Raw genomic sequence first — 26,120 nt, forward strand, 5'->3', positions numbered from 1 at the left:
CTTCGAGTGCCTAACAACAGAGTGAAAAGATGACCTCAAAACTTACGCTTACCTGGTTTGACCCTCATTTAGAACTTTCTTCCATGCAATTGACCCGGCGTCAGAGACATATACATCGCCGTTTACGGTATAGATGGCCAGTTCTTTTTCATTCTGTCGGTTTCGAGCAATATATGCAATTCCATCATTCTTCAATTCCGGTGTATCAATGATGGCTTCTTCGTCATTTTTAACATTTCTTCTGTGAAGTTCAACATTTTCGTTATTTATCGCATAATATAAATCGTCCCCATAAAAATATACGGTCATTCCTGCCTCCCTTGGATCTGTTAATGCTTTAAACTGATTTCCACCATCCTCTGACAGATAGATGCCGGTAGAAGTCGCTGCTGCAACAAAGTTGGAATCTGACGGATGGATTGCCAATGATAATACGCCCCCTTGAAGGCCCTCCGCATCTGCTTGTTCCCAACTTTCTCCATCATCAGTACTTTTATAAAAACCTCGGCCCAGCGCTGAATTTGGTTCAGGATTCAACAGAAAAATATCATGGCTGTCGTATCCTACCGCCATGGCATGGTAATCCGTTTCTCCCTCGAATTGGATATGTTCAAGTGTCCTGCCACCATCAAAACTACGTTGAATACCAAAAGGGTTGGGAATATCGGAATCTCCACCTGGATGCCCGGAAGTATAGAATCCTTCATCTACAGCATTGAATCCCATATAATCATTGTAGTTCCTGGTGGTTTCATGCCATCCCCCGTCACGGAATATTTTCAAACCGCCATGGGTCGCCAGATATAATCCATCATCCCCACCAGCATACCCCATTCCGTGCACATGTTCTATTTTGCCGTTAAAGGCTTCTTCGAATTCACCTGTTCCGTCGCTACTGCATCCCGCTAGAAATATCGCTGATACTATCATTGCATTAATCATTAACTTTCTTGATACCATAGTCGTTTCCTCCTGCCTCTATTCACTAATTAACTTGGAAGCCCTCAACCATTTTATTATTTAAATATCGATTTTTAGTGCAGATTCTAATAAGGATATGACATGTTGTATCTAAGTTATGAAACTCTACATTGAAAACCTAAGCATATATTTATAAACATTACTCTCTAATATTTGCTAATTACATCCACTTTTCATTGAATCTGCACTTAAACTGCACATTCTAAGGGTATGGTTTTAGTATCTCAAAAAATTGGAGGCTAGGTAGATGAGACAATTTCAAAGAATTTCTTTATCAGGTGCAATGATTTTCGCATTAGCGTTGGGGCTTAGTCCAGGAGCAGCAAATGCAGGTAGTACAGATACTGCCGCCCATGAAGATGGAAGTTATTACTACTACGAAGTCGATGCGCATGGAAACAAGACGCAGTACATTGATGGTTTGACTGAAAAAGAATTGGAAGATGAATTGGGTTACCCTTATAACGGAGCTCGTAGCCACTACTACTATGAAGTCAATGAAGATGGGGACAAGACGAAATACATCAATGGTCTGACAAAGGAAGAGCTGAAAGAAAGACTGCACCATTATAATATGCAGTCCGAATCCCATTCTGAGGACCACATGAATATGCAGTCCGAGCCACATTCCGGTGGACATATGAACCATTCCGCTGGGGAAATGTCGAGTTCTGGTGAAGTGCCTGAAGATTTGAAAGAAGCAGAAAATCCTACATACGAAGTAGGGAGCCAAGCAATTATTGAAGCCGATCACATGCAAGGCATGGAGGGCGCTGAAGCAACCATCTCCGGAGCCTTTGATACAACGGTTTATTCCGTATCGTATACACCAACAAATGGTGGAGAACCAGTAGAAGATCATAAATGGGTCATCCACGAAGAATTGGAAAATCCGGGTGAAGCCCCATTAGAACCAGGGGATGAGGTAGTAATGAATGCCACGCATATGGAAGGTATGGAAGGTGCCACTGCTACGATTGATTCAGCTGAACAGACAACAGTTTACATGGTAGACTTTGTCACAACAGATACTGGAGAAGAAGTACAAAATCATAAATGGGTAATTGAAAGCGAATTGGCGCCTGTTGAATAACTCTAAATATTTTCAACGATGAATAAAGAGTCTATCCAAAACGGATAGACTCTTTACTATTGGCCATATGTTATTAATCCAATATACCAAAATGTTAAAAACAAGTGAGAAAATTTATAAAATTAAGAAGGAAGTCGAAATTGCAATCGCCTTCCTTCCATAATATATTGCATAATTTTCACTTCTTATAAAAAATATTATCTCTATAATACTTCAAATAAGTTTACTTTAATCCATTTCGAATCGATGTAGCAATTGCGCATTGATTGCTACGATGATGGTGCTTAAGCTCATCAGTATTGCACCGACAGCCGGGCTGAGTACAATTCCCCAAGGAGCCAGAACGCCTGCAGCCAATGGGATGGCAAAAATGTTGTAGCCGGTTGCCCATATCAAGTTCTGAACCAGTTTATTAAAGGTCCGTTTGGAAAGGCTGAATATGGCCAGTATATCTTTCGGATTGCTGTCCACAAGAACGATATCTGCACTATCCATAGCGATATCTGTCCCTGCCCCTACCGCAATTCCAACATCTGCTTTCGTCAAGGCCGGCGCATCATTAATACCGTCCCCTGTCATTGCAACAACTAAACCACGCTTTTGAATCTCTGTCACTTTCTCTGCTTTCTGATCCGGCAAAACTTCTGCATATACTTCATCAATACCAATTTGTTCTGCAACGTAGTTCGCCACCTTCCGGTTGTCTCCAGTGAGCATGATGGCCTTAATATTTCGCTTGTGCAATTGTTCAACCGTCTGTTTGGAGCTTTCTTTGATTTTATCTGCCAATGCGATGGCGCCTGCCAGCTCTTCATCAATGATTAGGAACACAACCGTCTTTCCCTGTTCGGACCATTTGTTGAATTTCCGATCATCAAAGGTGATATCTTGTTTACTGATATATCCAGGACTCACAACTTTGATATTCTTCTTATCGATTGTCCCTTCAATTCCCACACCAGTAATGGAATTGAAATGAGTCATTTCATGCAGTTTCAGTTTTCTTTCCATTGCTTCATTGAGTATTCCCGTAGCAATGGGGTGCTCAGAGTCATTCTCCACTGTCGCTGCATAGCTTAGTATCTTATTTTCATCCATATCACTGAAAGTTTGCACGTCTGTTACTCCAAATTTACCTTCAGTCAACGTACCAGTCTTATCGAAAATTACTGCGTCAATATTACGTGCCCGTTCGAACTGAGGACGTTTGCGGATCAACAGACCATGCTTTGCAGATAAAGCAGTAGAAACAGAGATGACCAGGGGCGCTGCGAGACCTAAAGCATGCGGGCAGGTGATAACCATGACGGTCACTGTTCTTTGTATGGCCGTATCTACAGTGGCTCCGATACTTATCCAAACAATAAAGGTGATAATACCAGCAGCCAAAGCGATATAAAACAGCCATTTGGCCGCCTGATTCGTGATGTCCTGCGTTTTGGATTTTGTCTTCTGGGATTCTTTGACCATTTCGATGACCTGGTTCAAGTAGGACTCATCCATCAGTTTTTCTACTTCTATTGTAAGTGAGCCTTCCCTATTGATCGATCCACCGATGACCTCGTCATTAACAGATTTGGTTACGGGAACGGACTCACCTGTCAGCATGGATTCATCGATTTGGGATTTTCCTTTAACGATCTTTCCATCCAATGGCATCTTTTCTCCCGGTTTGACCAAGAGCAGATCCCCTGCTTTGATAGCATCAACCTGCACTTCTTCCGTCTCACCATTCTCAGCAATACGATTTGCTGTGTTCGGCATCAAGGATGCAAGTGACTCCAGAGCTTTGGATGCATTATTGATCGATCGCATTTCAATCCAGTGGCCTAGAAGCATGATCAGTACCAGGGTTGCCAGTTCCCAGAAAAGCTGCTCCCCATTAAATCCAAATACAACAGCCAGACTGTAGAAGAATGCGATGGAGATGGCCATGGCAATCAGTGTCATCATCCCGGGTTCTCTGTTTTTCAGTTCATCAAAAGCACCCTTGAGGAAAGGCCAACCGCCATAGAAATAAACGAATATGGACAGGGCAGCTAGAATATAGATATCCCCTGTAAAGCTCCAGTCGACGCCCATGAAATCCTGAATCATTGGAGACAGGAGAAGGATCGGAATGGTGAATATTAAAACAACAAAAAACTTATTCCGGAATTCCGTCACCATATGTCCGTGATGGTCATGTGCACCGTGCCCATGATTATCGTGCTCATGTTCATCATGAGACTCATCGTGATTTTTATGATCATGATGGTCGTGATGGGTATGCTCTTCCTGACTATGATGATTGTGATTTTCCTCCTGGTCAGAATGTGGCTCTTTTTTGCGATGATTCATTCTATCACTCCCTAACTTTTATCTCGCTTTCATTATACCCTGTGGGGGTATAATGAAGCAAGTAGACGATTCCAAATATTGAATTTTATACGAGGATATATTCAACATAGCATACGACTCATCGAGTAATTCATATTGAATTTAAATATAAAAAATCTCTGAACACCTTGAAGATGTTCAGAGATTCAGACCGGGAATAACTACTTCAATTGCAAGTCGGTCAAACAAGTACTATCCCCTTCGAAAGTGGAAAAAGCGTACTCAGCATGTTTGTTTTGATAACTAATTTCTATGGTATATTGTTTATCTCTGGGTAACCAGAAATCCATAAAACCATTTTCAAGTGTTGTTACTGTTTCATCAAAATGGACCTTACCTTGTTCATCTGTAATCTTTACATCCATCTCTTCATTTACCAGCTCACCCTGGCACCCAGTCAGACTATGGAATTCACATGGATGCGTATATGTAAGATAAGGTGCTACCGATATAAAAAACTCATCTTCGGGAAGATTATAGATATCTTCCTCTCCACCATCTTGAACAATAAGGTCCTTATCATTTATTGATGCCGATTCTACGATATTACTGGCACTCAGCTGTGATACGAATTCTTTAACATTTGTTTCATTCGAGGCTGAATCATTGCCACACCCGGCTAGAATAATCGTTAAACCCAGTAAAGCTGGCATTAAATATTTTTTCATTTGACTACCTCCCACCGTTTAATTATATCAAGCTTATTCAAGTACATTTTTCAAGATTATAGCAACTATATGAATTATGGATAAAGATGCAACAAGAACAATAGATATTTTACTTCTTATCTTCTTTGAGTGATTTAGACCAAATTAAAACTTATCTATTGAAAATATAATCTCCATTAAGACGAATTTTTCACTTTCATATTTGCAACTAGAATCCTTGAAAATCGCCAAAGAATGGCTGAAGCCAAATAATGATTTGAGTCAATCCATCAAAGTAAAGAAGGACACCCATCAATATCATAACGACGCCACCGACCTTCATAATTACGTTTGAGTATTTCAACATCCAACGGGTACGTGAGACAAAAAAACTCAAAATGAAGAATGGGACTGCAAATCCAAGACAGTAAACAATCATTAAAATTAAAGCATTATTTGGTGCCGTTGCACTCATTGCAAAAATAGCGCCAATAATTGGACCATTACACGGTGTCCATCCGGCACCGAATGCCGTACCTATAAAAATTGAACCTAAAAATCCAGAGGGCCTGTTTTTAAAATGTATTTTTCTGTTTTTCATCAGAAAATTAAAGTTTAAGACACCTGTAATAATCAGCCCGAATATAATGATTAAAATAGAACCGAGCTGTCTAATCAAATTCGCGTGCTCAATCAGTAGCCCACCTAAAAAAACCGTACCGAAACCTAGTGCGATATACACTAAGCTGAAGCCAATGAGGAAAAAAGTGTATGTAATATCGCTCTTACATTAAATTTTTGATTTTCCACTTCATTATAGCTCATACCTGTTATATATGAGACAAAAGCAGGAAAGACCGGAAGCACACAGGGTGAGACAAAACTTAAGACCCCGGCTCCGAATGCAAGGAGAAATGTTACCTCACTGCCCATGCAAACACCTCCATTTATAATCCATCTTAACAGATAAGATAAGGATAGTTTCACACTGTTAGCTAATGTTTAGGAACTTTCTATGACATTTGAATCAACTACCCAAGATCTCGTGTTCTCGATGTCTTTCTAACTCGTTCTTCACTTAAAAAAGGTATTATTATAATTCAGAGTGTTGAAGTAACTTTATATAATCACATTTGTATTTTTACCGTAGACCATAAATAGACATTTTAGAAGTGTGGATTCTATTGGTTTGCGAGTGTATGGTTAGGGTGTATTTTAATTACATTCAGAGAAGATGGTTAATATGAAAGTAGGATATGTGCGTGTGTCATCGTTAGATTAGAATTTGAATGGACAGATTGAAGTGTTAAAAAGCATCCCGTGAGAATCACGGGATGCTTTGTTATAACACCAAATTAACTTGATATAATATCTACAGTTAATTCATCATAATCAATTTCATAAACATCAAACATCATCTTTAAAAGTCGCATTTTACTGCTGTTGCCATAGTTGATATTCATATATATACCTGGGAGTATTTGTGCTCTTCCTTTACCGGGTTGTTCGTAGAATTGGAGGTCTAAACCTGACTCATTTGCTTTTACAAATTCCAATAGTGGGTTAACATCTTTTGCAGCTAACATCTTTACTATTTCAATCATGAATGCTCTCCATGTATTTATTGGTACATATCTATCGTCCATGAAGGTATACCCTTTGATTTTTACATTATTGAAGGTCTGAGTCCCATCGAAAATGACGAGTTCTTGATTGTCGTTAACGGGTTCATAAGTTGTGGCTGGGTAATTCCAAATATCCAGGGCTCTTTGGATTATTGTGTTTCTTCTTTCCAGGATTTCAGCTTTTCCCCAGTTTTCTTTTTCTGCAGGGAGACGATTCAAAAATGCAAAATGGCTTTCTTTAAAGCCTTTTGGAATGGACTGTTTCTCTTTGAAAGGCCGATTACTGTACTGTGAGTTATACGCTGTGATGGTCAGGTTACCTATCGAGTTTAGATATGAGTCATGGACTTCCTGATAGTTTGTACCTAGTTCATTGATCCATTCCTTGTTTAAAGTTTGTGGCATAATATGCTCAATGCTGTAAATCTGTTCCTGTATCCCATCGTATATGTTTAGATTTTCCATATGGTCATAGTTTTCAAGCCTTTCAAATACATACGTTCTGATTTTGGGGCTGATGTTATACATATTCCTGGATTTAAGACTTTCTTCAACTTCCTGATTGGACGGAAATCTGCCGGTGCTGGATTTGGACAGCAGGATATACGCTACGATTTCGGATTCGGATACAGTGCCTTCTGTTTTTGCCATATGTTTTTTCAAATCTTTATACAATGTCGCGAATATTTTGTTCAATGCGTTTGAAGGAATTGCAGTAATCAGGCGTCTGGCTATATAGGATTCAATAATATTAAAGATTGCTGTGACCTGTGATGCTTCAATTTTATTATCTGAGTAGTCTTTGAGGATTCCCAGTACAAACGGGAATGCGACTGTGACATTAACGAAATTCAGCCGTTTCAAAAACTCGTTTATGTCTTTGTTGTCAGTGTTGAATTTCAATATATGTTCATAAGCTATCGAATACTCTGCCAGTTCTTTAAAGAAGTCTTTTTTAATATTTGAGCTTGAGTCGGCTCCAGTTTCGATTTTTGAATAATACTCAACAAAAGCCTCATACACTTTGGCGATAACGGGTGTACGGCCTTCTTTTAATGTAAGAAAATCCTTGAAGAAATCAGATATTTTCAAATGTGTTCTTTCTTCTATCGGCTGCCAGTAATTAACGAACAATTCATTCTGAGAATCTTGAGGTTCATTCATAAGAAGATAGTTTCTAATTTTATCTGCATTGGTCAGGTCAACGCCGGTTGAATTCAGACTTTCGAAAATAAGTTGTGGATCGTCGTTAGGTGAATTTAAGTTCACTACCATCACTTGAAGCTTGTTGATAGATTCAAACAGCTCATCAAGACTGATGTTGATGTTTTCGAGCCTTTCATAAAAATAATTATAGTTCATAGTGATATTTGAGGCTTGAATGTGCACTCTCGGATCGTCATATAATTTTTTATAGGCTTCAAAATCACGAGGATTTGATTTTAGTTTCTGCTTATCAATGTCACTGCTGAAACTATTAATCAGAAAACCATCATTTAGGTTATTTGGGTTTATAATTCTTTGCTCTATTTTGTTGGCTAACATATAGTTTTTCATCGCCAGAAGCAGCAGGGATATTGTGGTGATGCGTTGCTGACCATCAATGATTATGATGTCTTGAGAGTAGTCGCCTGGTTTTACAACAATAGTGCCAAAAAAATGCGTTTGTTTCCCTTCGTTATGTAGGCTGATTAAATCCTCTATAAGTTTTATACAGTTCTCTTTTTGCCAATCATAGTTTCTTTGGTATACAGGGATAACTAATTTAGTTGCTCCTCGCAAATATTCGCTTATATGTCTGACATTGCCTTCCATCAAAACACGTCCTTTAAATGATAATCATTACTATTACTGTAACTTAAATAGTTACGTAATGAAAAAATAGGCTATTTAGTAACAAATATATTTTGTTATTTTAAGAGTATTATAATATATGATAAGCTAGCGTTGAAATATGCAACACAAAGAGGTAATCAGATGAGAAGAAAAGTAATGTTTATCGCTCCATATCAAGGATTGGCTAACATCGTCAATAATATGGAACTTCCAAATGAATTAGATGTCGAAGTCAAAGTTGGTAATTTGGATGAAGGTGCCAAAATAGCAGCTGAGGCTGAAAAAGGTGGATTTGATTTCATTATCAGTCGCGGCGGAACTGCGACTAAAATTGAAAATACGGTATCTATTCCTGTTATTCATATTGATATAACAGGCTATGACATCCTTCGGATATTCACGATGATTACCGGTATCGATACAAAGGTTGCGTTAGTCGGTTTCCCCAACATTTCAGAAGGAGCGGCAACAATCTGCAGTATTCTGGAATACGATGTGACTTTGGTAACTATTGAATCTCAGGAGGAAGTAGAAGAAACATTACATGATTTAAAGACAGAAGGATATTCCATGGTCATTGGTGACGTAGTGACGGTCACTCATGCTCAAAAAGTAGGCATGCGAGGAATTCTACTAACATCAGGAAAAGAAGCTGTCCTGGATTCATTTGAAATGGGAATCCGTATGTCTAACTTGCTTAAAAGCAATAGAGCCAAATATTTGACCACCCAGAAATTATTTGAATCTTTCCCTTTACCGACAGTAGTCTTGAACGGGGATGAAGAAATTATTTTTCAAAATAATGCATACACAAACGAGCTGGTGCAAACTGGTATAACAGCGGAGCGGGAATTCTATGATTTTCTCAAAAATATAAATGAAAACCAGGAAAATATTTTTTATGATAAGAATAATTCTTTGAGTCTCATCGCAAAAGGGTTTCCTTTGGAATCGTCGGAAAAAATTCAAGGAATCATCATAGAGGTTGTAAAGAATCAGTTTAATGTGGAGACTATTAAAAGGGAAGAGGTCATAGAAAATCCACATTTAATTGGAAATAGTGAATGTGTGCGTAAGCTAAAAGAAATAATCACTAGATACAGTGAAAGTGAAGGCGTTATTTCTTTAATCGGTGAGAATGGAACAGGAAAAAATACAGTTGCCAAGGCCATCCATTACAGGAAATTCGGAGCTGGCATCCCTTTTTATGTAGTAGATGGACAAGATTTAACGGACGGTATATCAGATGAAGTACGATCACATGTAAGCAGAGTCGCACGGGGGAGCATCATGATAAATAATGTAGTAAGCCTTTCTACAGAAAAGCAAAAGGAAATTCTCAGGCTGATCAACCACGGCGTTCAAGTATTTCTGACTTATAATTTAAGTAAGGTCACAAATGGTGAGGGAAATCCTGTCGTAGGAAATATTGGTGGAATGGTCAGTGCGAGAAGCATACATTTACCCCCTCTGAGAGAGCGTCCGGAAGATATAAAATATTTCATGAACTATTATCTGAGTGAATTGAATGCTAAAAAAGGATTGGAAATACTGGGTGTGAAAGAAGACGCCTTAGCCTATTTAGAAGATTTTTTCTGGAGTGGGAATATCACTCAATTGAAACAGGTTATCGATGAAATTAGTTCTTCAATACAGGGGCATTACATTGAACTGAAAGATGTTGAGATTTTAAATATTTATTCATCGCTCAAGGATAATGATGAAATAAACTTGAAAATAGGTAATCTGAGAGACATTGAAAAGCAAGTTATACAAAAAGTCATGGAAAGAGAAAAAGGAAATCAATCAAAGACCGCTAAGATACTTGGGATAAATCGGAGTACTCTTTGGCGAAAATTAAATGATTGAAAAAGCAACACAAGTGAAAAACTTGTGTTGCTTTTTTGTTTTTTTCTTATTATTTTAAATACAAACATGTTGCAAATAACAACTTATTAGAATATAATATATTTTGTAAACGCTTTATATTAATTATATGTTGCAAAATAATACAATTGGAGGCGTGGAGATGAGAATAAAAGCAGGATTAGAAAGAATTCCTGGAGGAATGATGGTTGTACCATTAATCTTGGCTGCACTTATAAATACTTTCTTTCCGGAATTGCTGAGAATAGGTAACTTCACCGAAGCATTATTTGTTGATGGAGCAAACGCACTTATTGCATTGTTCCTATTATGTACTGGCGCTCAAATCAATTTTAGAAATGTCGGTGTCAGTCTAGGTAAAGGTGCTACGTTGTTGTTTGTTAAATGGTTGGTCGGCGGAACTGTTGGTTTACTGGCATTCATGTTAGCGGATTCAAATGGATTATTTATGGGACTTGCACCTGTTGCGATTATTGCAGCTATGACGAACAGTAATGGCGGTTTATATGTCGCTCTCGTTGGTCAATATGGTGATAAAACAGATAGAGCAGCATATTCTTTGCTTGCATTGAATGATGGTCCATTCCTAACGATGGTTGCTCTTTCCATCTTTGGGATAATGGGATTCGTTGATGGATTATTTTCACCAATTTCATTCATTGCTGTTCTTCTGCCTATCGTGGTAGGGATGATCTTAGGAAACCTGGATGATGAAATGCGTGACTTCTTAAATAGTGGAAGTGCGATGCTGATACCTTTCTTTGCATTTGCATTAGGTATGGGAATTGACTTTGGTGCAATTATCGAAGGCGGTCTGGGTGGAATAATACTTGGATTATTGACGGTTTTTGTTACTGGTTCAGCCGGTTATTTTGTGTTCAAAGCTATGAAATGGAACCCAGTGGTAGGCGCATCTGAAGGATCTACTGCAGGTAATGCAGTGGCGACTCCTGCTGCAATTGCAGCAGCAAGCTCAGCCTTCGCCACACATGTGGAGATTGCAACTGTTCAAGTTGCTGCTTCAACGGTAACTACTGCGCTATTACTGCCTGTCTTTATAGGATTCTTGGTCAAAAGATTGGAGAAAAAGGGAGTTAAAATCCCTGACGATTATATGACAGGAGAAGAAAAACGTCATACAGCATAAAATAAGTAGCTATAAAGAGGGATTCAATTGAGGAAAATCGGAATCATATCGGATGATCTGACTGGTGCTAATGACAGTGGTGTCCAGTTGACTGAAAAAGGACTAACGACCTCTGTATTTTTTGATTTGCCTACAGGGGAAGTGGAGTTAGATGAAGCCATTGTTATAAATACAGATTCAAGGTCTCTTTCTGTTGAAGAAGCAGTAAATAAGAGCAACTTGGCTGCGAACTTTCTCAAACACAATGATTACCAGTATATTTATAAAAAGATGGATTCAACCATCAGAGGGCATATTGCAAGAGAGATAGAAGCTATATATAAAGAGATACAACCGGAATATGTATTTGTAGCACCTGCTTTTCCTGCTTTGGAAAGGACTACTGTAGACGGCTCGCATTATTTAAAAGAAGAAAAAATAGAGAATACTGAAATAAGTAATGACCCTGTCCATCCTGTGACAAAGTCACACATACCAACAATATTCTCAGATACAATTGATGTAGAAATGGCTACATTGACACTTGATGATCTAAGAAATGGATTTGAAAAATTCAATGATAAAATAACTAAATGTAAAGAAGCAGGTATTTCATATTTAGTATGTGATGCTGTTGAGGAATCTGATTTAGAGCTGGCGGCAAAATATATGGTGGAACTCTCAAACAATATATTATGGGCGGGTTCAGCAGGTTTAGCAGAGGTATTACCGGAAGTATTAGGAATTTCCAATTTAGATTCTCAACGAAGGAATATACAAGCCAATCAAGTCCTCACTATTTGCGGGAGCCTTTCCAGTGTAACTCAAAAGCAAATCAAATATGCAATTGCTCAGGAGAACATAGAGAGTGTCGAAGTTGATACTGTGCAAATATTTGATGGAAATTGGAGTGAATACAGTAAACGTATTGTTCAAATGGGTAGAAGGATATTAAGCGATTACTCAGATTTAGTGATATATCTGCCTTCAAATGAGGACGTCAGAAAAGAAGCGAAGCGGAAAGGTTTAGAGCAAGGATTTAAAGAAAATCAAATAAGCAATATCATTTCCGAAGAAGTGTCTTCGCTTGCATACCAGATTATCAAAGAAAATCAAAACGTTAACGGGCTTGTTTTGACCGGTGGCGATACGGCAAAAGATACTGCAGTTAAACTGGGTGGAATAGGAATACAATTGATAAAACAGATTGAAACAGGTATTCCACTGGGGACATTGATCGGACCATCTGAAGAGTACTTCGTTGTTACTAAAGCGGGGGCCTTTGGACGTACAGGATCAATATACAATGCAATGATGGAACTTAAAGGAGTTTTGAGAGATGAATAAACCAATTATAGGAATTACTATGGGGGATGCATCTGGAGTTGGTCCGGAAATTATAGTTAAAAGTTTGGCTCATACCGATATACTGGAGAGATGTCATCCAATCGTCATAGGGGATCTTAAGATGTTGGAGAGAGCAGCTGGATTGTTACAAGCTGATTTTAAAACCGTTAAAATCGATAGTGATTTCAATTTCAATAAGCTTGAAGATAACAAAGTTTATTGCTATGATCTCGATTTAATCCCCGAGGATCTAGCGTTTGGAGAAGTTTCTGCTACAGCAGGTGATGGGGCATTCCAGTATTTAAAGACTGCAATTGAGCTTGCTAATTCTGAAAAAATCGATGCCATTTGTACAGCACCTTTAAATAAAGAAGCTTTGCATAAAGGCGGGCATAATTATCCGGGCCACACAGAAATTTTGGCTGAGTTAACAGATACTGAAGACTTTTCAATGATGCTGTCTTCTCCAAAACTGAAAGTAATCCATGTAACAACTCACATGGGACTTATTGATGCAATCAACAGCATTGAACCTGAAAGGGTGCTAAAAGTTATAAATTTGGCTAACGATACTTTGAAAAAAGCGGGAATACAGAATCCTAAAATTGGTGTATGTGGTATAAATCCCCATGCTGGTGAAAACGGTCTTTTCGGATATGGAGAAGAAGAGGAAAAGGTTATTCCTGCAGTAGATAAGGCTTTGGGAGCGGGTGTTGATGTAGAGGGTCCATTACCGGCTGATACATTATTCTTCCGTGCTCAAAGAGGCGATTTCGATATTGTTGTGGCAATGTATCACGACCAAGGTCATGGTCCAATCAAAGTGTTAGGCTTAGAAGCAGGTGTTAACATTACAGTTGGGTTGCCGATAATCAGAACGAGTGTGGATCATGGCACTGCATTTGACATCGCCGGGAAAGGTATTGTGGACGAAAGAAGCATGCTTGAAGCACTGAATCAGGCTATAGAACTGGCTCCTAAAAAATGAATTTCATTTTCAAAGAAAATATAAATAATTAAAAAATCAGACTGCCATCCATTAACTACTGGGTGGCAGTCTGATTTCTTATTTTTACACCTTATCTCTGATTGACGTCACATATCTGACATTTGCGGTGATGAGCACTGCTGCGATGACAATCATGCCGAATATCTGGTTGTCTCCTGTGGATATGGAATACATCATCAGGATTATGAGGCCGAGGAATAATGCGCCGTTGATCGTATTGAATGTTTTGTACAGCCCTTCGAGCATGACGTGACGTTCACCTTCGTCAGAGGCATGCAGCAGTTTGTCTGCGAAGTCCGAATCGCTGGATGATGGCAGGTCGCGTTCCGGGTACATTACGTGCAACAGTGTCGGCAGGAGGAATAAAAACAGCAGTGCGGCGATCATCGTGATCCCTGAAGCGGTAAATATCCATGCATCTGTCTGCTGGATGATGGCAACGCCGGTCACCAGGAGGCTGAGAACCAGCCCGGTCTGTATGCAGAGGGAATTGTCGGCATATTTCCTGTACATATACTGTTCGGATTCATCTTCATCCATATCACCACCCCGCTTTGATGCGTGGCTTTTCAACTGGAAGAACCCCGATATGCCGAGCGCTGTAAAGATTGCGGCGGCAGCGAGGCCGGTGATGCTCAGTTCGGTAGTGAAGGTTCCGATCCCGCTCAATGCCTCAAAATTCAATATGAACATCCCGACTATCAGTCCGCCCAGAAAATACGGGACGAATGACAGGAATGATTTCTTTTTCTTGTCCATCTAGATCTCCTCCTCATCAAATAAGAAAATGCTTTCTATCGTTTCGTCGAAAATTTTCGCCATGCGTTTTGCGATCAGGAGGGAAGGGATGTATTCCTCCCGTTCAATCAGGCTTACGGTCTGTCTGGAGATTTTGGCGAGTCTGGCAAGTTCGGTCTGGTTAAGGCCGTCCCTTGCACGCAGTTCCCTTATCCTTGTTTTCATATCATCACCTCTGCATCTTCAGCGTAACGTAAACTTGTCATAATGACAAGTTTATTGGTCAAAATGTTTTTATTAATTGTCAAATATACAAATCTAAAAGTATGTGCCAATAATTTCAGAATATTATGATATAATGCAGTGGATTGTATATGCATGCTGAGGAGGAAAATGAATGAAACTGTTGACCTTTTATAAAGATGGAAAACCGAGACCGGCTGTATCAACCGATAAGGGTGTGCTTGATATTTCCGGTTCGTATCCAACTATGATTGAAGCGATTGAAAGAAATGAAGGATTGAGTGAATTTCTTGATTTTGCGCTTGAGGAAAATTCGGATTACTTTCTGGATACGGGCAGTCTGAAATACGGCCCGGCGATCAACTGCATGGAGAAGATCATATGCGTGGGACTGAACTATCAGAAGCATGCCGATGAGTCGAATATGCCGGCGCTGGAATATCCGATATTGTTCAGCAAGTATAAAAACGCCCTTTCGGGTCATGGGGAAAAGGTGGCAATACCCCGGGAAGCGACACAGGTGGACTACGAAGCGGAGCTTGCCATCGTCATCGGCAAAGAGGCAAAAGGCGTTTCGGAAGAAGATGCGCTCGACCATGTTTTCGGCTATGCCTGCTCTAATGATCTGTCTGAGCGGACATTCCAGATGCGGAGTGGTCAGTGGCTGCTCGGCAAATCACTGGATGGGTTCTGCCCGCTCGGTCCATACATCGTGACGAAAGATGAAATCGAAGATCCGGACAGGCTGGGTATACGCTGCAGCGTGAATGGGGTGAGGCGGCAGGAGTCCAACACGGGGGATATGATATTCAACTGCCGGCAGATTATCAGTTACGCATCCAGATACATGACGCTCAAGCCGGGTGATGTCATTTTGACAGGAACGCCTGAAGGGGTGGCAATGGGATATGAAGCAGATAAGCCGTGGCTTGAAGCGGGTGATGAAGTGACGGTGGAGATAGAAGGGCTGGGGCGTCTCTCGACGAAGATGACAATGGAATAATTGAAAAGGAAGCCAACCGGACATGCTGCAGCATGTCCGGTTTTCTTTTATATAATAAGGAAACGTTTTCATTTATTAATAATTCAGAAAATATAGAATATTGGATTAAAAAGTGATATTGTATCGATAAATGTCATGGAACATGGTTTTATGAGCAAGTCTTAAAAAGAGGAGTGTGGTTGTATGCAACGTGAGAAGCGGGAGCCGGTCAGGAATTATAAGATCTGGATCGTTTTCGGCATAATATTCATATTATTGAATCCCTGGTATTTTCCAGCAGGCGGCGACCCGGTGCTTATTTATGGTGTGCCGTTGTGGGCACTTGTGATTATGGGAGTCACGGTGCTGCTGTCCCTCCATATTACTTATGTCATCAAGTATCACTGGGATGAATCGGATGAAGTTCCAGACAGGGAGGAGGATAAGTGATGGAATTGGCTTTTTCAGGAATGTCAGGCATCCTGATCATGCTTTTTTACGGCATAACGATGCTGGCGATTGGTGTCACTACGTTTTTGCGGAATAAGAAAATACATGGCAGCCTGGACGAGTATTATCTGGGCGGCAGAAGCCTCGGTACTCTGGTACTGTTTTTTACATTCTTTGCGACGCAATACAGTGGTAATACGGTCATCGGATATTCAGCAGAGGCATATCGTGTCGGTTACGCGAATCTGGTCACAGTCCCTTTCTTCATCATGATTGTCCTCGTGTATCTGCTCTATGCCCCGAGATTGTATAAGATAAGCAGAAAGCATAATATTGTGACGCCGGTGGACTGGCTGCAACTGCGTTTCAAGTCGAAGGCTGTGTCCATATTGGGTGCCGTCATCATGCTGTACGCCCTGGGGAATTTCCTTCTGGAGCAGCTGATCGCAATTGGACAGGGGGTGGCCGGCCTGACAGACGGCACCGTCCCCTACCAGGTTGGTGTGATCTTCTTCATTACCATCATGATCATATACGGCTGGCTCGGAGGCATGCGTTCGGTGGCCTATACGGATACGATGCAGGGGATTGCCCTTTTGGTCGGCGTGTTCATGCTGCTGATCGGTACGATCCTCTACTTTGGCGGGCTGCCGGAAGCGGGGGATTACATCAGGACATATTCTCCTGAGAACCTCGGTGTGCCGGAAGGTGTCGGGCTGGTCACGTGGAGCAATTTCCTGCTCCTTGTCGGTTTTGGTGCAGCTGTTTACCCGAACGCCATACAGAGGATCTTCTCTGCGAAGAATGAGCGGGCGCTGAAGAAATCACTGACGCAGATGGCATGGATGCCATTCCTTACAGCCGGTGTGGTATTCATCATAGGGATACTGGCCTATACTGCCTTTCCTGACTTGTCTGTTGCGGAATCCGAACAGGTCGTCGGCATGATGGCGAGTGTTATAGCCAACGAGAACATCATATTCTATGTCGCTATGGTACTGCTCTTCGGGGGGATTATCGCGGCAATCGTCTCGACAGCCGATTCAGTGCTGCTTACTTTCTCGTCTATCATTTCCAAGGACCTCTACGGCAGATACATCAATCCCGGTGCCTCCGACAGCCGCAAGATCATGGTCGGTAAAATTCTCGGGGTCGCAGCGGTTGCATTCCTGCTTGTCATTGCGTGGAATCCGCCGGCAACATTATACCAGGTATTCGTTCTTAAACTGGAAATACTGGTCCAGGTTGCACCGGCCATAATCCTGGGCATATACTGGCAGCGGAGTCATGCGAAATCCGTCTTTGCCGGAATGCTTGCCGGCACCCTGCTGGCCGCCTTCTTCACCTTTACCGGCATGAAGCCGCTCGGCATCTTCAGCGGCATATGGGGACTGATGCTGAATCTCGCAATATACACCGGGGGAAGCCTGGTGTTCGGAGATGCGGCAGGAGAGAATGTGGAAGCGGATACTGTGGAAGTATCACCCATTCAGTCACTGCAGGACCATTAGGAGTGAGGAAGAACGGAGGAGGCTGGACATAAGTCCTGAAGATATATATAAATAATCGGTTATACTTTATAAGCCGGACGTTAGACTTCCAGGGGAATAGCATCTGCGTGAGACTACAGGCTCACGCGATGCCCCAGAAAAGCTGACGTTCGGCTTATTTATGACGGGAATCGTTTTGTCCCAGCCCCTCTTTCTTTATGAAGCAATCATTTTGAAAGCCTTTACATTTTCTGTTGACATGCTTTTAGTGCAGTATTATATTAATAAGTAAGTTCATATACAAGAATTAAGTTCATATATGTGAACAGGAGGCGATTGGATGTCCGTGAAGTCAGCGGAAAGAGTTTTGGAAATAATTGATTATTTGACGGCAACGGAGAAGGGGGCGACGCTGATGGAATTATCCGGTGAACTGGGAATACCGAAAAGCAGCATGTCCCAGCTTCTGGGGACGATGACGCGCAAAGATTACCTGGCCCGTACGGAAGGGAATGTGTACAAGCTTGGGCACAAGCTGATCACTGCAGGCAACAGGGCGCGTACGGGCAATGATATATACAGCGCGTCAATTTCTATATTGAGCGAAACGGTGCAAAAGACGGGGGAGACGGTCTTTCTTGCGATCCGCTCCATGGATGAAATCATCTACCTTGCGAAGGTGGACAGTGATGAGTCGGCGCGGACGACGGCACAGCCTGGCATGCGCAAGCCGCTCCACTGCACGGGCCTCGGCAAGGCATTCCTGGCATTTGAGATGGAGGATGTGAGACGGGAACTGATGGATACCATTACTCTCACTTCCTATACATCCCATACCATCACTGACCGGGAGGAGCTTGCTGGGTTGACTGCTGAATACAGGGAACAGGGCTTTTCGATAGACGATGAGGAGAATGATATCGGGGTTTACTGTGTTGCGGCACCGGTCTTCGGCGATCAGGGCAGGATGGTGGCTGCCATCAGCTGTGCGGGTTCGAAGCCGAGGATGCTTGATAAAAAGCAGGCTGTGATTGAAGAGATTACCCGGGCGGCCGGAAGGATTTCCGAAACCCAGGGGTATGCGGGAGGTGTCATATGATGGAAGTGATCGGAATCGGTGAATCGATGGTGGCTCTGGTCAATGAGCCGAAAGGATATATCCGTCATGCGGACAGCTTCAAACCTTATGTTGCCGGGGCGGAAATGAATACGCTGATCGGACTCAGCCGGCTCGGGCATGGGACGTCCTGGATATCGGCCCTCGGTGAGGATGAATTGGGGGAACTGATCCTCCACAAAGTGCGTGCGGAAAATGTGGATACATCGCATGTAATTCATAAGGATAAGCGCACCGGGGTGTTCTTCAAGCAGATATTGCCGGACGGCAGTGTGGATGTTACGTACTACCGGGAGGATTCGGCAGCGAGCAATATGGATATCCGGGACATTGATATGGATGTTATAAGGCGTGCGAAAGTCCTTTATCTGACGGGGATTACACTGTCCCTGAGCAGCTCTGCGAAAGAGATGCTCTTTGAAGCGGTACGATTGGCCGGGGATGATGTAACAGTCGTCTTCGATCCCAACATACGGCTCAAGATGTGGTCCGAAAAGGAAGCGCGGGAAACAATCCTCGAATTCCTGCCCCATGTCGACTGCCTGATTGCCGGCAGGGATGAGGTGGATATTCTGCTTGGTAAGATGCGGCCGGAGGAGGCGCTCAAGTCCTTCCGGAAACTCGGCTGCAGCAAGGTGGTCCTGAAACTCGGCAAAGACGGTGCGGTGTATGACTTCGACGGTGTCAGGGGCTCGGTGGAAAATCCGAAGCAGTTCGAAGAGATCGATCCGGTCGGCGCCGGGGACGCATTTGCAGCGGGCATTGTATCCGGGCTGCTGAATGATGAAAGAGCGGACGAACTGGTCGGGAAGGCCTGCTTCCTTGGCGGATATATCACACAGTTTGTCGGAGACTACCAGGGTTTTCCGTCCGGGGATAGACTGAGCGCGGCCATGGAGAATTTTGATGATGAAAAAGTCAGCAGATAGGAGAGATGATGATGACTGTTCTGGAACGTATTAAGGATCACAGGATGATCGGCATTCTGCGGGGATACGATACTGAGGATGCACTGAAGATTGCCGGTGCATTGGTGGACAGCGGCTTCAATGTGATCGAAGTCGCCTTGAATTCTCCGCATGCGAAAGCGACTGTGAAGGCGATCAAAGAAGAGTTCGGCGACGGTATCGTGCTGGGCGCGGGGACTGTATTGAACACGGAGGATGCGGGAGACTGCATCGACGCGGGGGCAGAATTCCTGCTGTCACCGGTATACAGTAAAGAGGTCCTGGAATTCTCAGGGGACAGGGGTGTTCTGTACATCCCGGGCTGCTACACACCGACGGAAATCTATAACGCCCACGCAGCCGGGGCGGGGATGATCAAAGTGTTCCCGGCCGGCGGGCTCGGTGCCGGCTACATCAAGGATGTACTGGCGCCTATGAACGAGCTTGTACTGCTGCCGACCGGCGGTGTGACGCCCGGCAACATCAATGAGTTTCTTGATGCAGGGGCCGCTGCGCTCGGCATCAGTTCGGCACTTGTGCCGAAAGGGAAAGTTGACGGATCGCTGCTCGAAGATGTGCGCACGCGAGCAATCAAATTCAGGGAGGCATTGGAATGAAGATCAGAAGCTATGAACTGTTCACCGTACCGCCGAGATGGTTGTTTCTGAAAGTGGAGACGGACGAAGGACTTGTCGGCTGGGGCGAACCTGTCATCGAAGGCAAGGCGGCCACCGTCAAGGCGGCGGTCATCGAAATGATGGAGACGCTCATCGGCAGGGATCCCCTTGAGATTGAAGGCATCTGGAACGAGCTGTACAGATCTGGATTCTACCGCGGCGGGCCGATACTCATGAGTGCCATCTCCGGCATCGACCAGGCCCTGTGGGACATCAAGGGCAAGTATTACGGTGCCCCTGTCCACGAACTGCTCGGCGGCAGGGCGCGGGATAGGATCAAAATCTATTCATGGGTCGGCGGCGACCGCCCGGCGGATGTCGGTGAAGCATCGCTTGAGCTTAAGAACCAGGGCATCACGGCTGTAAAGATGAACGCGACCGAAGAACTGCAGTACATCGACAGCTACGGCAAAGTCGATATGGTGCTTGAACGCGTCGATTCGATCCGCCGGAGCTGCGGCAGGGACTTCGGCATCGGCATCGACTTCCATGGCCGGGTGCACAAGCCCATGGCGAAAGTGCTGGCGAAAGAACTCGAGCAGTTCCGTCCGATGTTCATAGAAGAGCCGGTGCTGCCTGAGAACAATGAGAACCTGCGGGATATCGCGATGCACACCGCGATCCCGATCGCCACCGGCGAGCGCATGTTCTCGAAATGGCAGTTCAAGACACTGCTCCGTGACGGCTACGCGGACATCATCCAGCCGGATCTGTCGCATGCCGGCGGCATCACGGAATGCAAGAAGATCATGTCGATGGCGGAAGCCTTCGATGTCGCTGCTGCACCGCACTGTCCGCTCGGACCGATTGCTCTGGCATCATGCCTGCAGGTGGATGCGACTTGCCATAACGCCATCATCCAGGAACAGAGCCTCGGCATCCATTACAACAAAGGGAATGACATATTGGATTACATCAAGGATCCGTCAGTCTTCGAGTATACGGATGGTCATGTGAAGATTCCGGATGGGCCGGGCCTCGGCATAGAAATCAACGAAGACTATGTGCGCGAACGCAGCCATATTGGCCATAACTGGAAGAACCCGGTATGGAGGCATGCAGACGGCAGTATCGCAGAATGGTAATAATGAAAGGGGTATAACAAATGTCTCATGAAACATGGCTGATCATAGCCACCATCATCGGAATTGCATTGCTGCTTTTCCTGATCATGAAAATCAAGCTGCACGCATTCGTTTCATTGCTGATTGCATCACTCTTCATCGGTGTTGCGAGCGGCATGAGTCCACTCGACATCATCGACGTCATTGAAACGGGGATGGGCGGGACGCTGGGTTTCATCGCTGTCGTCGTCGGACTCGGCGCCATGTTCGGTGAAGTCCTGAAAGTGTCGGGCGGTGCCGAACGGCTCGCACTGACGCTCATCGACAAGTTCGGCGAGAAGCGCTCACAGTGGGCGCTCGGCTTTACGGGATTCCTCGTGTCGATTCCGGTCTTCCTGGACGTCGCACTGGTCATATTGATTCCGATCATCTACTCATTGGCACGAAAAACGAAGAAATCATTGCTGTACTATGGTATTCCGCTGCTTGCCGGTCTTGCCGTAGCGCACAGTTTCGTACCGCCGACGCCAGGTCCGATGACGGTCGCCGCAATGCTCAGCGTCGATCTTGGCTGGGTCATCCTGTTCGGCATACTGGCCGGAATTCCGGCAATGATCTTTGCAGGGCCGGTGTTCGGTAAATATATCGGCGATAAAATACATCTTGAAGTCCCGGATTATCAGAAACTCGATGAAGAGGTTTCATCCGTGAGGGAGAAGAAGGATCTGCCGAGCTTCACTCTGGTGTTCACCCTGATCCTGATCCCACTCGTCCTCATTCTCGTCAACACAGTGACAGGTGCGATTGTCGGCGAGGACTCTGGTAACCTGTTCGCCGAAACGATCCAGTTCGTCGGCCATCCATTCGTGGCACTGATCATTACGGTCGTCCTTACATTCATCACGCTTGGCACAAGGCGCGGCTACACCAGGGATGAAGTGCAGGAAGTCGCGACGAAGGCGCTTGAACCCGCGGGCATCATCATCCTGATTACCGGTGCCGGTGGTGTGTTCAAGGAAGTTCTGATTCAGAGCGGTGTCGGTGATGTCATGGGCAACTTGGTTGTCGGTGCCGGGCTGCCGCTTGTCGTTGCAGCATTCGTCATCACGACATTCGTGCGCGTCGCCCAGGGTTCCGCGACTGTTGCGATGGTGACCGGTGCCGGGCTCATGGCGCCGATCATCGATATCAGTCCGGTCACCCAGCCGGAACTCGGCCTGATCGCCATTTCAATTGCGAGCGGCGCGACAGTGCTGTCCCACGTCAACGACTCCGGATTCTGGCTGGTCAACCGTTTCTTCGGCATGACCACCGGGGAGACGCTGAAGTCCTGGACGGTCATGGAAACCATCATCGGACTGACGGGCTTTGTCGTCGTATTCATACTTAGCCTTGTCATCTGACAAAAAACGAAATTTCCCCGCCTTCCGGCGGGGTTTTTGTATACAGCGCCAAAAACACATATAATGAAACTAATATTGACGGCGAAAGGCAGTTGTTCTATGAAAAGACATATGATCGGTCTCGATATCGGCACCACGGCCGTCAAGGCTGTGCTGTTCGATATGGACGGCACCTTTATAGATAAAGAGACAGGGGATTATCCGCTCCATACACCTGATGCAAAAACCGCGGAACAGGATCCGGATGAGATACTCGAACGGACCTTCCGGGCACTCCGACTGCTGGTATCCCGCAACGGATGCGGCCACAGCATCGAATTCATTTCGTTCTCATCCGCCATGCACAGCATGATCCTGCTGGACAGGAAAGGTGAACGGCTCACCGAGTGCATCACATGGGCGGACAGCCGTGCGGGTGATTATGCGGACCGCCTGAATGAAGCGGACGGCCTTGAAATCTACCGCCGGACGGGGACGCCGATACACCCGATGAACCCGCTCGTCAAACTGCTCCATTTTAAAAATGAAGAACCGGAGCTTTATGCGCAGATTGGAAGAATCATGGGTATAAAGGAATATGTATTCGCGGAAATCTCCGGCGAATATGCGGTAGACCGCTCAATCGCGAGCAGCATGGGGCTGATGAATCTTGAAACATCGGAGTGGGACACTGAATTGCTTTCCATGCTGGAGCTGTCGGCAGACCAGCTGCCTGAGCTTGTGGATACGACGGAAATTTTCAGCATGGATGAAGATGCAGCCGGTGATATTGGCATTTCCCAGGACACGAAACTCATCATCGGGGCGAGTGACGGGGTGCTTGCAAACCTCGGTGTCAATGCGATACATGAGGGGGATGTGGCCATTACGGTCGGCACGAGCGGCGCAATCCGGACAGTAATCGACAGACCGCGTACAGATGTGAAGATGCGCACCTTCTGCTATCATCTGACGCCTGGTGCTTTCGTCATCGGCGGGCCGGTGAACAACGGCGGCGTGATTTTAAGATGGATTCGGGATGAGCTGTGCCAGCAGGAAATCAGTGAGGCCAACACATGCAGGCGTGATCCGTATGAAATCATGACCGAGGCGGCGGAGAGTGTGCCTGCAGGGAGTGACGGTCTGATATTCCACCCGTACCTTGCCGGCGAACGTGCCCCTCTGTGGGATGCGAAAGCGGTGGGATCGTTCTACGGACTGACACTTTCCCACGAACGGAAGCACATGATCCGCGCGGCGATGGAGGGGGTAGTGTACAACCTGTACAGCGTCTACCTTGCGCTCCGGGAGCAGATGACGGAAGTGCGCTCCATAAAGGCGAGCGGCGGATTCGCCCGCAGCGCTCTGTGGAAGCAGCTGATGGCAGATGTTTTCGGCGAAGCGCTGCATGTGCCGGAATCATATGAATCAAGTGCATTCGGCGCGTGCATACTGGGATTATATGCGCTGGGCGAAATAGACAGCCTTGTTGCCGCGTCTCGTTTCATCGGTGAAGATGAGGCCTATCACCCCGATGAGGAGACCTATATGAAATACCAGGATGTCATGAGCGTCTATATAGAGATCGGCAGGTCACTCGGCGCGTTTTACGGCCGCATGCAGGAACTCAGGAAATGATTACGGAAAGGGAGGTGGGAAAATGGATCTGAAAAGCTTTTTCGATCATTTTCTCGAGGAAAATGAACTGGTGCGGGCGGGGTTGATGAGCGATGAATCATTCGATTCAATCGGCGCACTGGCGGAATTCAAGACGGAAAGCATCGCCGATCAGGACATCCTGTCCGAAGTGGCGGGTCATATATCGATGAGGGAGGCGGCGCTTGTGCGCGACCTTGTTGACATTGAGCCTGCGGAAAAGCTCCATCACATCGATTATGATGTATCGAAATACGGTGCGCTGATCGACTACCAGTACATACTGGAGGAGGGAGATGGCGCCGGCGTCATCCATCATGACATCGTCATGGCAATCGATGCGGCGCTGAAAGACACCGGTGTGCTGCCGGCAGTGGATATGTTCATCCACCGTGATGAGGATTTCAATCCACGGGATATTTCACGCCTTGAAGAGATCTACAGGGGGCCGATATACTGGCTCTACAACAATCTGACATGGCGGGAGCTGAAAGCGATGCTCAGACGGCTCGGCAGTGAGACTGAAGGCAACCAGAAGGATGACTATCTTCGCCATATCACCTCCCTCCTCACATCCCCTGAGTTCCTTGCGGAAATACTGCTCCATATCGGTGATGAGGAATTCAGAATCATCCGGGACAACGTGGAAAAGGACTATAATGTATATGAAGCGAAATCCAGGTGGGAGGAAGCGAGAAACCTGGGGCTGATCGTCAAAGTGCATGCACATTACTTTGTGATGCACCAGAAGGTCCTGGATACGCTGAAAACCGTGAATTTCGACGCCGTGAACAGAGAGCGGAGACCGCAGGGGGCAAACAAACCGGCGCGGGGCGATTTCAATGCCTACGCCCTCATGTTTGAGGTCATGGAGACACATGAACCCGTATGGCGGGAAGTACAGGTGCCGGCGGGGATCAATTTCTACGAACTCCATCTGATCATACGGGAAATCATGGGCTGGAGGAGCAGCAGCCCGTCAAGGTTCACAGCCGATGGCTTCACCATATATGAATCCCTGCTGCTGATGAATGAAGCGCAGGCGGACAGCGGGGAGCCCGGCGGACTTGTGGCGAGTTTCACCCAGGCTGACGCACTGCTTGAGCGGGTCGGGGAAGTTTATTATCAGTATGAATCGGTGGATGGGTATGTCGTGAAAGTCAGCATAGCGGACAGGATCAATATCGACTACCGGGTGCCGGCCATCCGTGACTACGGCGGCCCGGTGCCGATAGAGAATGTGGGCGGCCCGAAAGGACTCGAGCGAACGCTTGAGATCCTCGGCGACAGGCAGCATCCGGATTACGCCCGGACGTTCGAGAAGGTGCGCATGATGAACTACCGGGAACGCTATCCGATGACGGCGATCAACAACAGGCTCGCGAAGCAGTTTGCCAAAGCCCATCCGGTGACTGAATTCAATATCTGATATTTGGAGGATAAA

General features: G+C 45.0%; 21 protein-coding genes and 1 pseudogene. 15 read left to right on the forward strand and 7 right to left on the reverse strand.

Annotation, left to right across the window (positions count from 1 at the left end; translation table 11 throughout):
- Positions 1–48: 48 nt before the first annotated feature.
- Positions 49–960, reverse strand: a complete 912-nt coding sequence (locus WN59_RS04675) for a F510_1955 family glycosylhydrolase (protein WP_046513407.1) — start codon at positions 958–960, stop codon at positions 49–51.
- Positions 961–1,540: 580 nt separating this feature from the next.
- Between WN59_RS04675 and WN59_RS04680 the strand changes: the two genes are divergently transcribed.
- Positions 1,541–2,074: a YdhK family protein gene (locus WN59_RS04680; protein ID WP_408005395.1), complete on the forward strand. Its 534-nt coding sequence runs from the start codon at positions 1,541–1,543 to the stop codon at positions 2,072–2,074.
- A 228-nt stretch (positions 2,075–2,302) separates the two neighbouring features.
- On the opposite strand, the gene WN59_RS04685 is transcribed toward WN59_RS04680, so the two are convergent.
- The 4 genes and pseudogenes from WN59_RS04685 to WN59_RS04700 form a co-directional block, all read right to left on the reverse strand.
- Positions 2,303–4,414, reverse strand: coding sequence for a copper-translocating P-type ATPase (locus tag WN59_RS04685; RefSeq protein WP_020006655.1), 2,112 nt, complete (start codon positions 4,412–4,414; stop codon positions 2,303–2,305).
- Positions 4,415–4,614: 200 nt separating this feature from the next.
- The gene (locus WN59_RS04690) at positions 4,615–5,121 is read right to left on the reverse strand and encodes a CueP family metal-binding protein (RefSeq protein WP_046513411.1); all 507 of its coding nucleotides are present in this window, start codon (positions 5,119–5,121) and stop codon (positions 4,615–4,617) included.
- 208 nt (positions 5,122–5,329) lie between these two features.
- Positions 5,330–6,033: pseudogene (locus WN59_RS04695) on the reverse strand (cytochrome c biogenesis protein CcdA).
- A gap of 422 nt (positions 6,034–6,455) precedes the next feature.
- On the reverse strand, positions 6,456–8,540 hold the full coding sequence (locus WN59_RS04700; RefSeq protein WP_046513414.1) for a DUF262 domain-containing protein: 2,085 nt from the start codon (positions 8,538–8,540) through the stop codon (positions 6,456–6,458).
- A 162-nt stretch (positions 8,541–8,702) separates the two neighbouring features.
- Here WN59_RS04700 and WN59_RS04705 point away from each other — a divergent pair, with 162 nt between their 5' ends.
- The 4 genes from WN59_RS04705 (at position 8,703) to pdxA (ending at position 13,909) form a co-directional block, all read left to right on the forward strand.
- The gene (locus WN59_RS04705; protein ID WP_046513418.1) at positions 8,703–10,430 is read left to right on the forward strand and encodes a sigma-54-dependent Fis family transcriptional regulator; all 1,728 of its coding nucleotides are present in this window, start codon (positions 8,703–8,705) and stop codon (positions 10,428–10,430) included.
- Positions 10,431–10,590: 160 nt separating this feature from the next.
- Positions 10,591–11,595: a 2-keto-3-deoxygluconate permease gene (locus tag WN59_RS04710; protein WP_046513421.1), complete on the forward strand. Its 1,005-nt coding sequence runs from the start codon at positions 10,591–10,593 to the stop codon at positions 11,593–11,595.
- Between the two features lie 27 nt (positions 11,596–11,622).
- Positions 11,623–12,921, forward strand: a complete 1,299-nt coding sequence (locus WN59_RS04715; protein ID WP_046513425.1) for a four-carbon acid sugar kinase family protein — start codon at positions 11,623–11,625, stop codon at positions 12,919–12,921.
- Positions 12,914–13,909, forward strand: a complete 996-nt coding sequence (pdxA, locus tag WN59_RS04720; protein WP_046513428.1) for a 4-hydroxythreonine-4-phosphate dehydrogenase PdxA — start codon at positions 12,914–12,916, stop codon at positions 13,907–13,909. Before WN59_RS04715 ends, pdxA begins: the two co-directional genes overlap by 8 nt.
- A gap of 84 nt (positions 13,910–13,993) precedes the next feature.
- On the opposite strand, the gene WN59_RS04725 is transcribed toward pdxA, so the two are convergent.
- The gene (locus WN59_RS04725; protein ID WP_046513432.1) at positions 13,994–14,689 is read right to left on the reverse strand and encodes a DUF3169 family protein; all 696 of its coding nucleotides are present in this window, start codon (positions 14,687–14,689) and stop codon (positions 13,994–13,996) included.
- On the reverse strand, positions 14,690–14,893 hold the full coding sequence (locus WN59_RS04730; protein ID WP_046513435.1) for a helix-turn-helix transcriptional regulator: 204 nt from the start codon (positions 14,891–14,893) through the stop codon (positions 14,690–14,692). It lies immediately after the preceding gene.
- A gap of 172 nt (positions 14,894–15,065) precedes the next feature.
- Here WN59_RS04730 and WN59_RS04735 point away from each other — a divergent pair, with 172 nt between their 5' ends.
- The 10 genes from WN59_RS04735 (at position 15,066) to WN59_RS04780 (ending at position 26,105) form a co-directional block, all read left to right on the forward strand.
- Positions 15,066–15,914, forward strand: coding sequence for a fumarylacetoacetate hydrolase family protein (locus WN59_RS04735; protein ID WP_046513438.1), 849 nt, complete (start codon positions 15,066–15,068; stop codon positions 15,912–15,914).
- Between the two features lie 183 nt (positions 15,915–16,097).
- Positions 16,098–16,343: a hypothetical protein gene (locus tag WN59_RS04740; protein WP_046513441.1), complete on the forward strand. Its 246-nt coding sequence runs from the start codon at positions 16,098–16,100 to the stop codon at positions 16,341–16,343.
- Complete coding sequence (locus WN59_RS04745; RefSeq protein WP_052747274.1) at positions 16,343–17,854, forward strand: sodium:solute symporter family protein; 1,512 nt, start codon at positions 16,343–16,345, stop codon at positions 17,852–17,854. Before WN59_RS04740 ends, WN59_RS04745 begins: the two co-directional genes overlap by 1 nt.
- 319 nt (positions 17,855–18,173) lie before the next feature.
- Positions 18,174–18,932: an IclR family transcriptional regulator gene (locus tag WN59_RS04750; protein ID WP_046513447.1), complete on the forward strand. Its 759-nt coding sequence runs from the start codon at positions 18,174–18,176 to the stop codon at positions 18,930–18,932.
- A complete protein-coding gene (locus WN59_RS04755; protein WP_231577117.1) occupies positions 18,929–19,879 on the forward strand; it encodes a sugar kinase in 951 nt (316 codons plus the stop codon). The genes WN59_RS04750 and WN59_RS04755 overlap by 4 nt, the downstream gene beginning before the upstream one ends.
- 11 nt (positions 19,880–19,890) lie before the next feature.
- The gene (locus WN59_RS04760) at positions 19,891–20,514 is read left to right on the forward strand and encodes a bifunctional 4-hydroxy-2-oxoglutarate aldolase/2-dehydro-3-deoxy-phosphogluconate aldolase (protein WP_046513450.1); all 624 of its coding nucleotides are present in this window, start codon (positions 19,891–19,893) and stop codon (positions 20,512–20,514) included.
- Positions 20,511–21,659 (forward strand): galactonate dehydratase, encoded by a 1,149-nt coding sequence (gene dgoD / locus WN59_RS04765; RefSeq protein ID WP_046513454.1) that lies wholly within the window; start codon positions 20,511–20,513, stop codon positions 21,657–21,659. The genes WN59_RS04760 and dgoD overlap by 4 nt, the downstream gene beginning before the upstream one ends.
- Before the next feature lie 20 nt (positions 21,660–21,679).
- Positions 21,680–23,041, forward strand: a complete 1,362-nt coding sequence (locus tag WN59_RS04770) for a GntT/GntP/DsdX family permease (protein WP_017549876.1) — start codon at positions 21,680–21,682, stop codon at positions 23,039–23,041.
- Between the two features lie 99 nt (positions 23,042–23,140).
- Positions 23,141–24,658 carry a gluconokinase gene (gene gntK / locus WN59_RS04775; RefSeq protein WP_046513459.1) on the forward strand — a complete coding sequence of 506 codons (1,518 nt, stop codon included), beginning with the start codon at positions 23,141–23,143 and terminating at the stop codon, positions 24,656–24,658.
- 22 nt (positions 24,659–24,680) lie between these two features.
- Positions 24,681–26,105, forward strand: a complete 1,425-nt coding sequence (locus WN59_RS04780) for an IS1096 element passenger TnpR family protein (protein WP_046513462.1) — start codon at positions 24,681–24,683, stop codon at positions 26,103–26,105.
- Positions 26,106–26,120 lie beyond the last annotated feature (15 nt).

The organism is Salinicoccus sediminis (genome assembly GCF_000986795.1).
Lineage (GTDB): Bacteria > Bacillota > Bacilli > Staphylococcales > Salinicoccaceae > Salinicoccus > Salinicoccus sediminis.

Bases quoted from the DNA above. Each gene is read 5' to 3' on its own strand.
- WN59_RS04710 (WP_046513421.1), top strand. From the start codon at position 10,591: ATGAGAATAAAAGCAGGATTAGAAAGAATTCCTGGAGGAATGATGGTT.
- WN59_RS04780 (WP_046513462.1), top strand. From the start codon at position 24,681: ATGGATCTGAAAAGCTTTTTCGATCATTTTCTCGAGGAAAATGAACTG.
- WN59_RS04750 (WP_046513447.1), top strand. From the start codon at position 18,174: ATGTCCGTGAAGTCAGCGGAAAGAGTTTTGGAAATAATTGATTATTTG.
- WN59_RS04770 (WP_017549876.1), top strand. From the start codon at position 21,680: ATGTCTCATGAAACATGGCTGATCATAGCCACCATCATCGGAATTGCA.
- WN59_RS04690 (WP_046513411.1), bottom strand. From the start codon at position 5,121: ATGAAAAAATATTTAATGCCAGCTTTACTGGGTTTAACGATTATTCTA.
- WN59_RS04705 (WP_046513418.1), top strand. From the start codon at position 8,703: ATGAGAAGAAAAGTAATGTTTATCGCTCCATATCAAGGATTGGCTAAC.
- dgoD (WP_046513454.1), top strand. From the start codon at position 20,511: ATGAAGATCAGAAGCTATGAACTGTTCACCGTACCGCCGAGATGGTTG.
- gntK (WP_046513459.1), top strand. From the start codon at position 23,141: ATGAAAAGACATATGATCGGTCTCGATATCGGCACCACGGCCGTCAAG.
- WN59_RS04745 (WP_052747274.1), top strand. From the start codon at position 16,343: ATGGAATTGGCTTTTTCAGGAATGTCAGGCATCCTGATCATGCTTTTT.
- WN59_RS04675 (WP_046513407.1), bottom strand. From the start codon at position 960: ATGGTATCAAGAAAGTTAATGATTAATGCAATGATAGTATCAGCGATA.
- WN59_RS04755 (WP_231577117.1), top strand. From the start codon at position 18,929: ATGATGGAAGTGATCGGAATCGGTGAATCGATGGTGGCTCTGGTCAAT.
- WN59_RS04725 (WP_046513432.1), bottom strand. From the start codon at position 14,689: ATGGACAAGAAAAAGAAATCATTCCTGTCATTCGTCCCGTATTTTCTG.
- WN59_RS04740 (WP_046513441.1), top strand. From the start codon at position 16,098: ATGCAACGTGAGAAGCGGGAGCCGGTCAGGAATTATAAGATCTGGATC.
- WN59_RS04760 (WP_046513450.1), top strand. From the start codon at position 19,891: ATGACTGTTCTGGAACGTATTAAGGATCACAGGATGATCGGCATTCTG.
- WN59_RS04730 (WP_046513435.1), bottom strand. From the start codon at position 14,893: ATGAAAACAAGGATAAGGGAACTGCGTGCAAGGGACGGCCTTAACCAG.
- pdxA (WP_046513428.1), top strand. From the start codon at position 12,914: ATGAATAAACCAATTATAGGAATTACTATGGGGGATGCATCTGGAGTT.
- WN59_RS04735 (WP_046513438.1), top strand. From the start codon at position 15,066: ATGAAACTGTTGACCTTTTATAAAGATGGAAAACCGAGACCGGCTGTA.
- WN59_RS04700 (WP_046513414.1), bottom strand. From the start codon at position 8,540: ATGGAAGGCAATGTCAGACATATAAGCGAATATTTGCGAGGAGCAACT.
- WN59_RS04685 (WP_020006655.1), bottom strand. From the start codon at position 4,414: ATGAATCATCGCAAAAAAGAGCCACATTCTGACCAGGAGGAAAATCAC.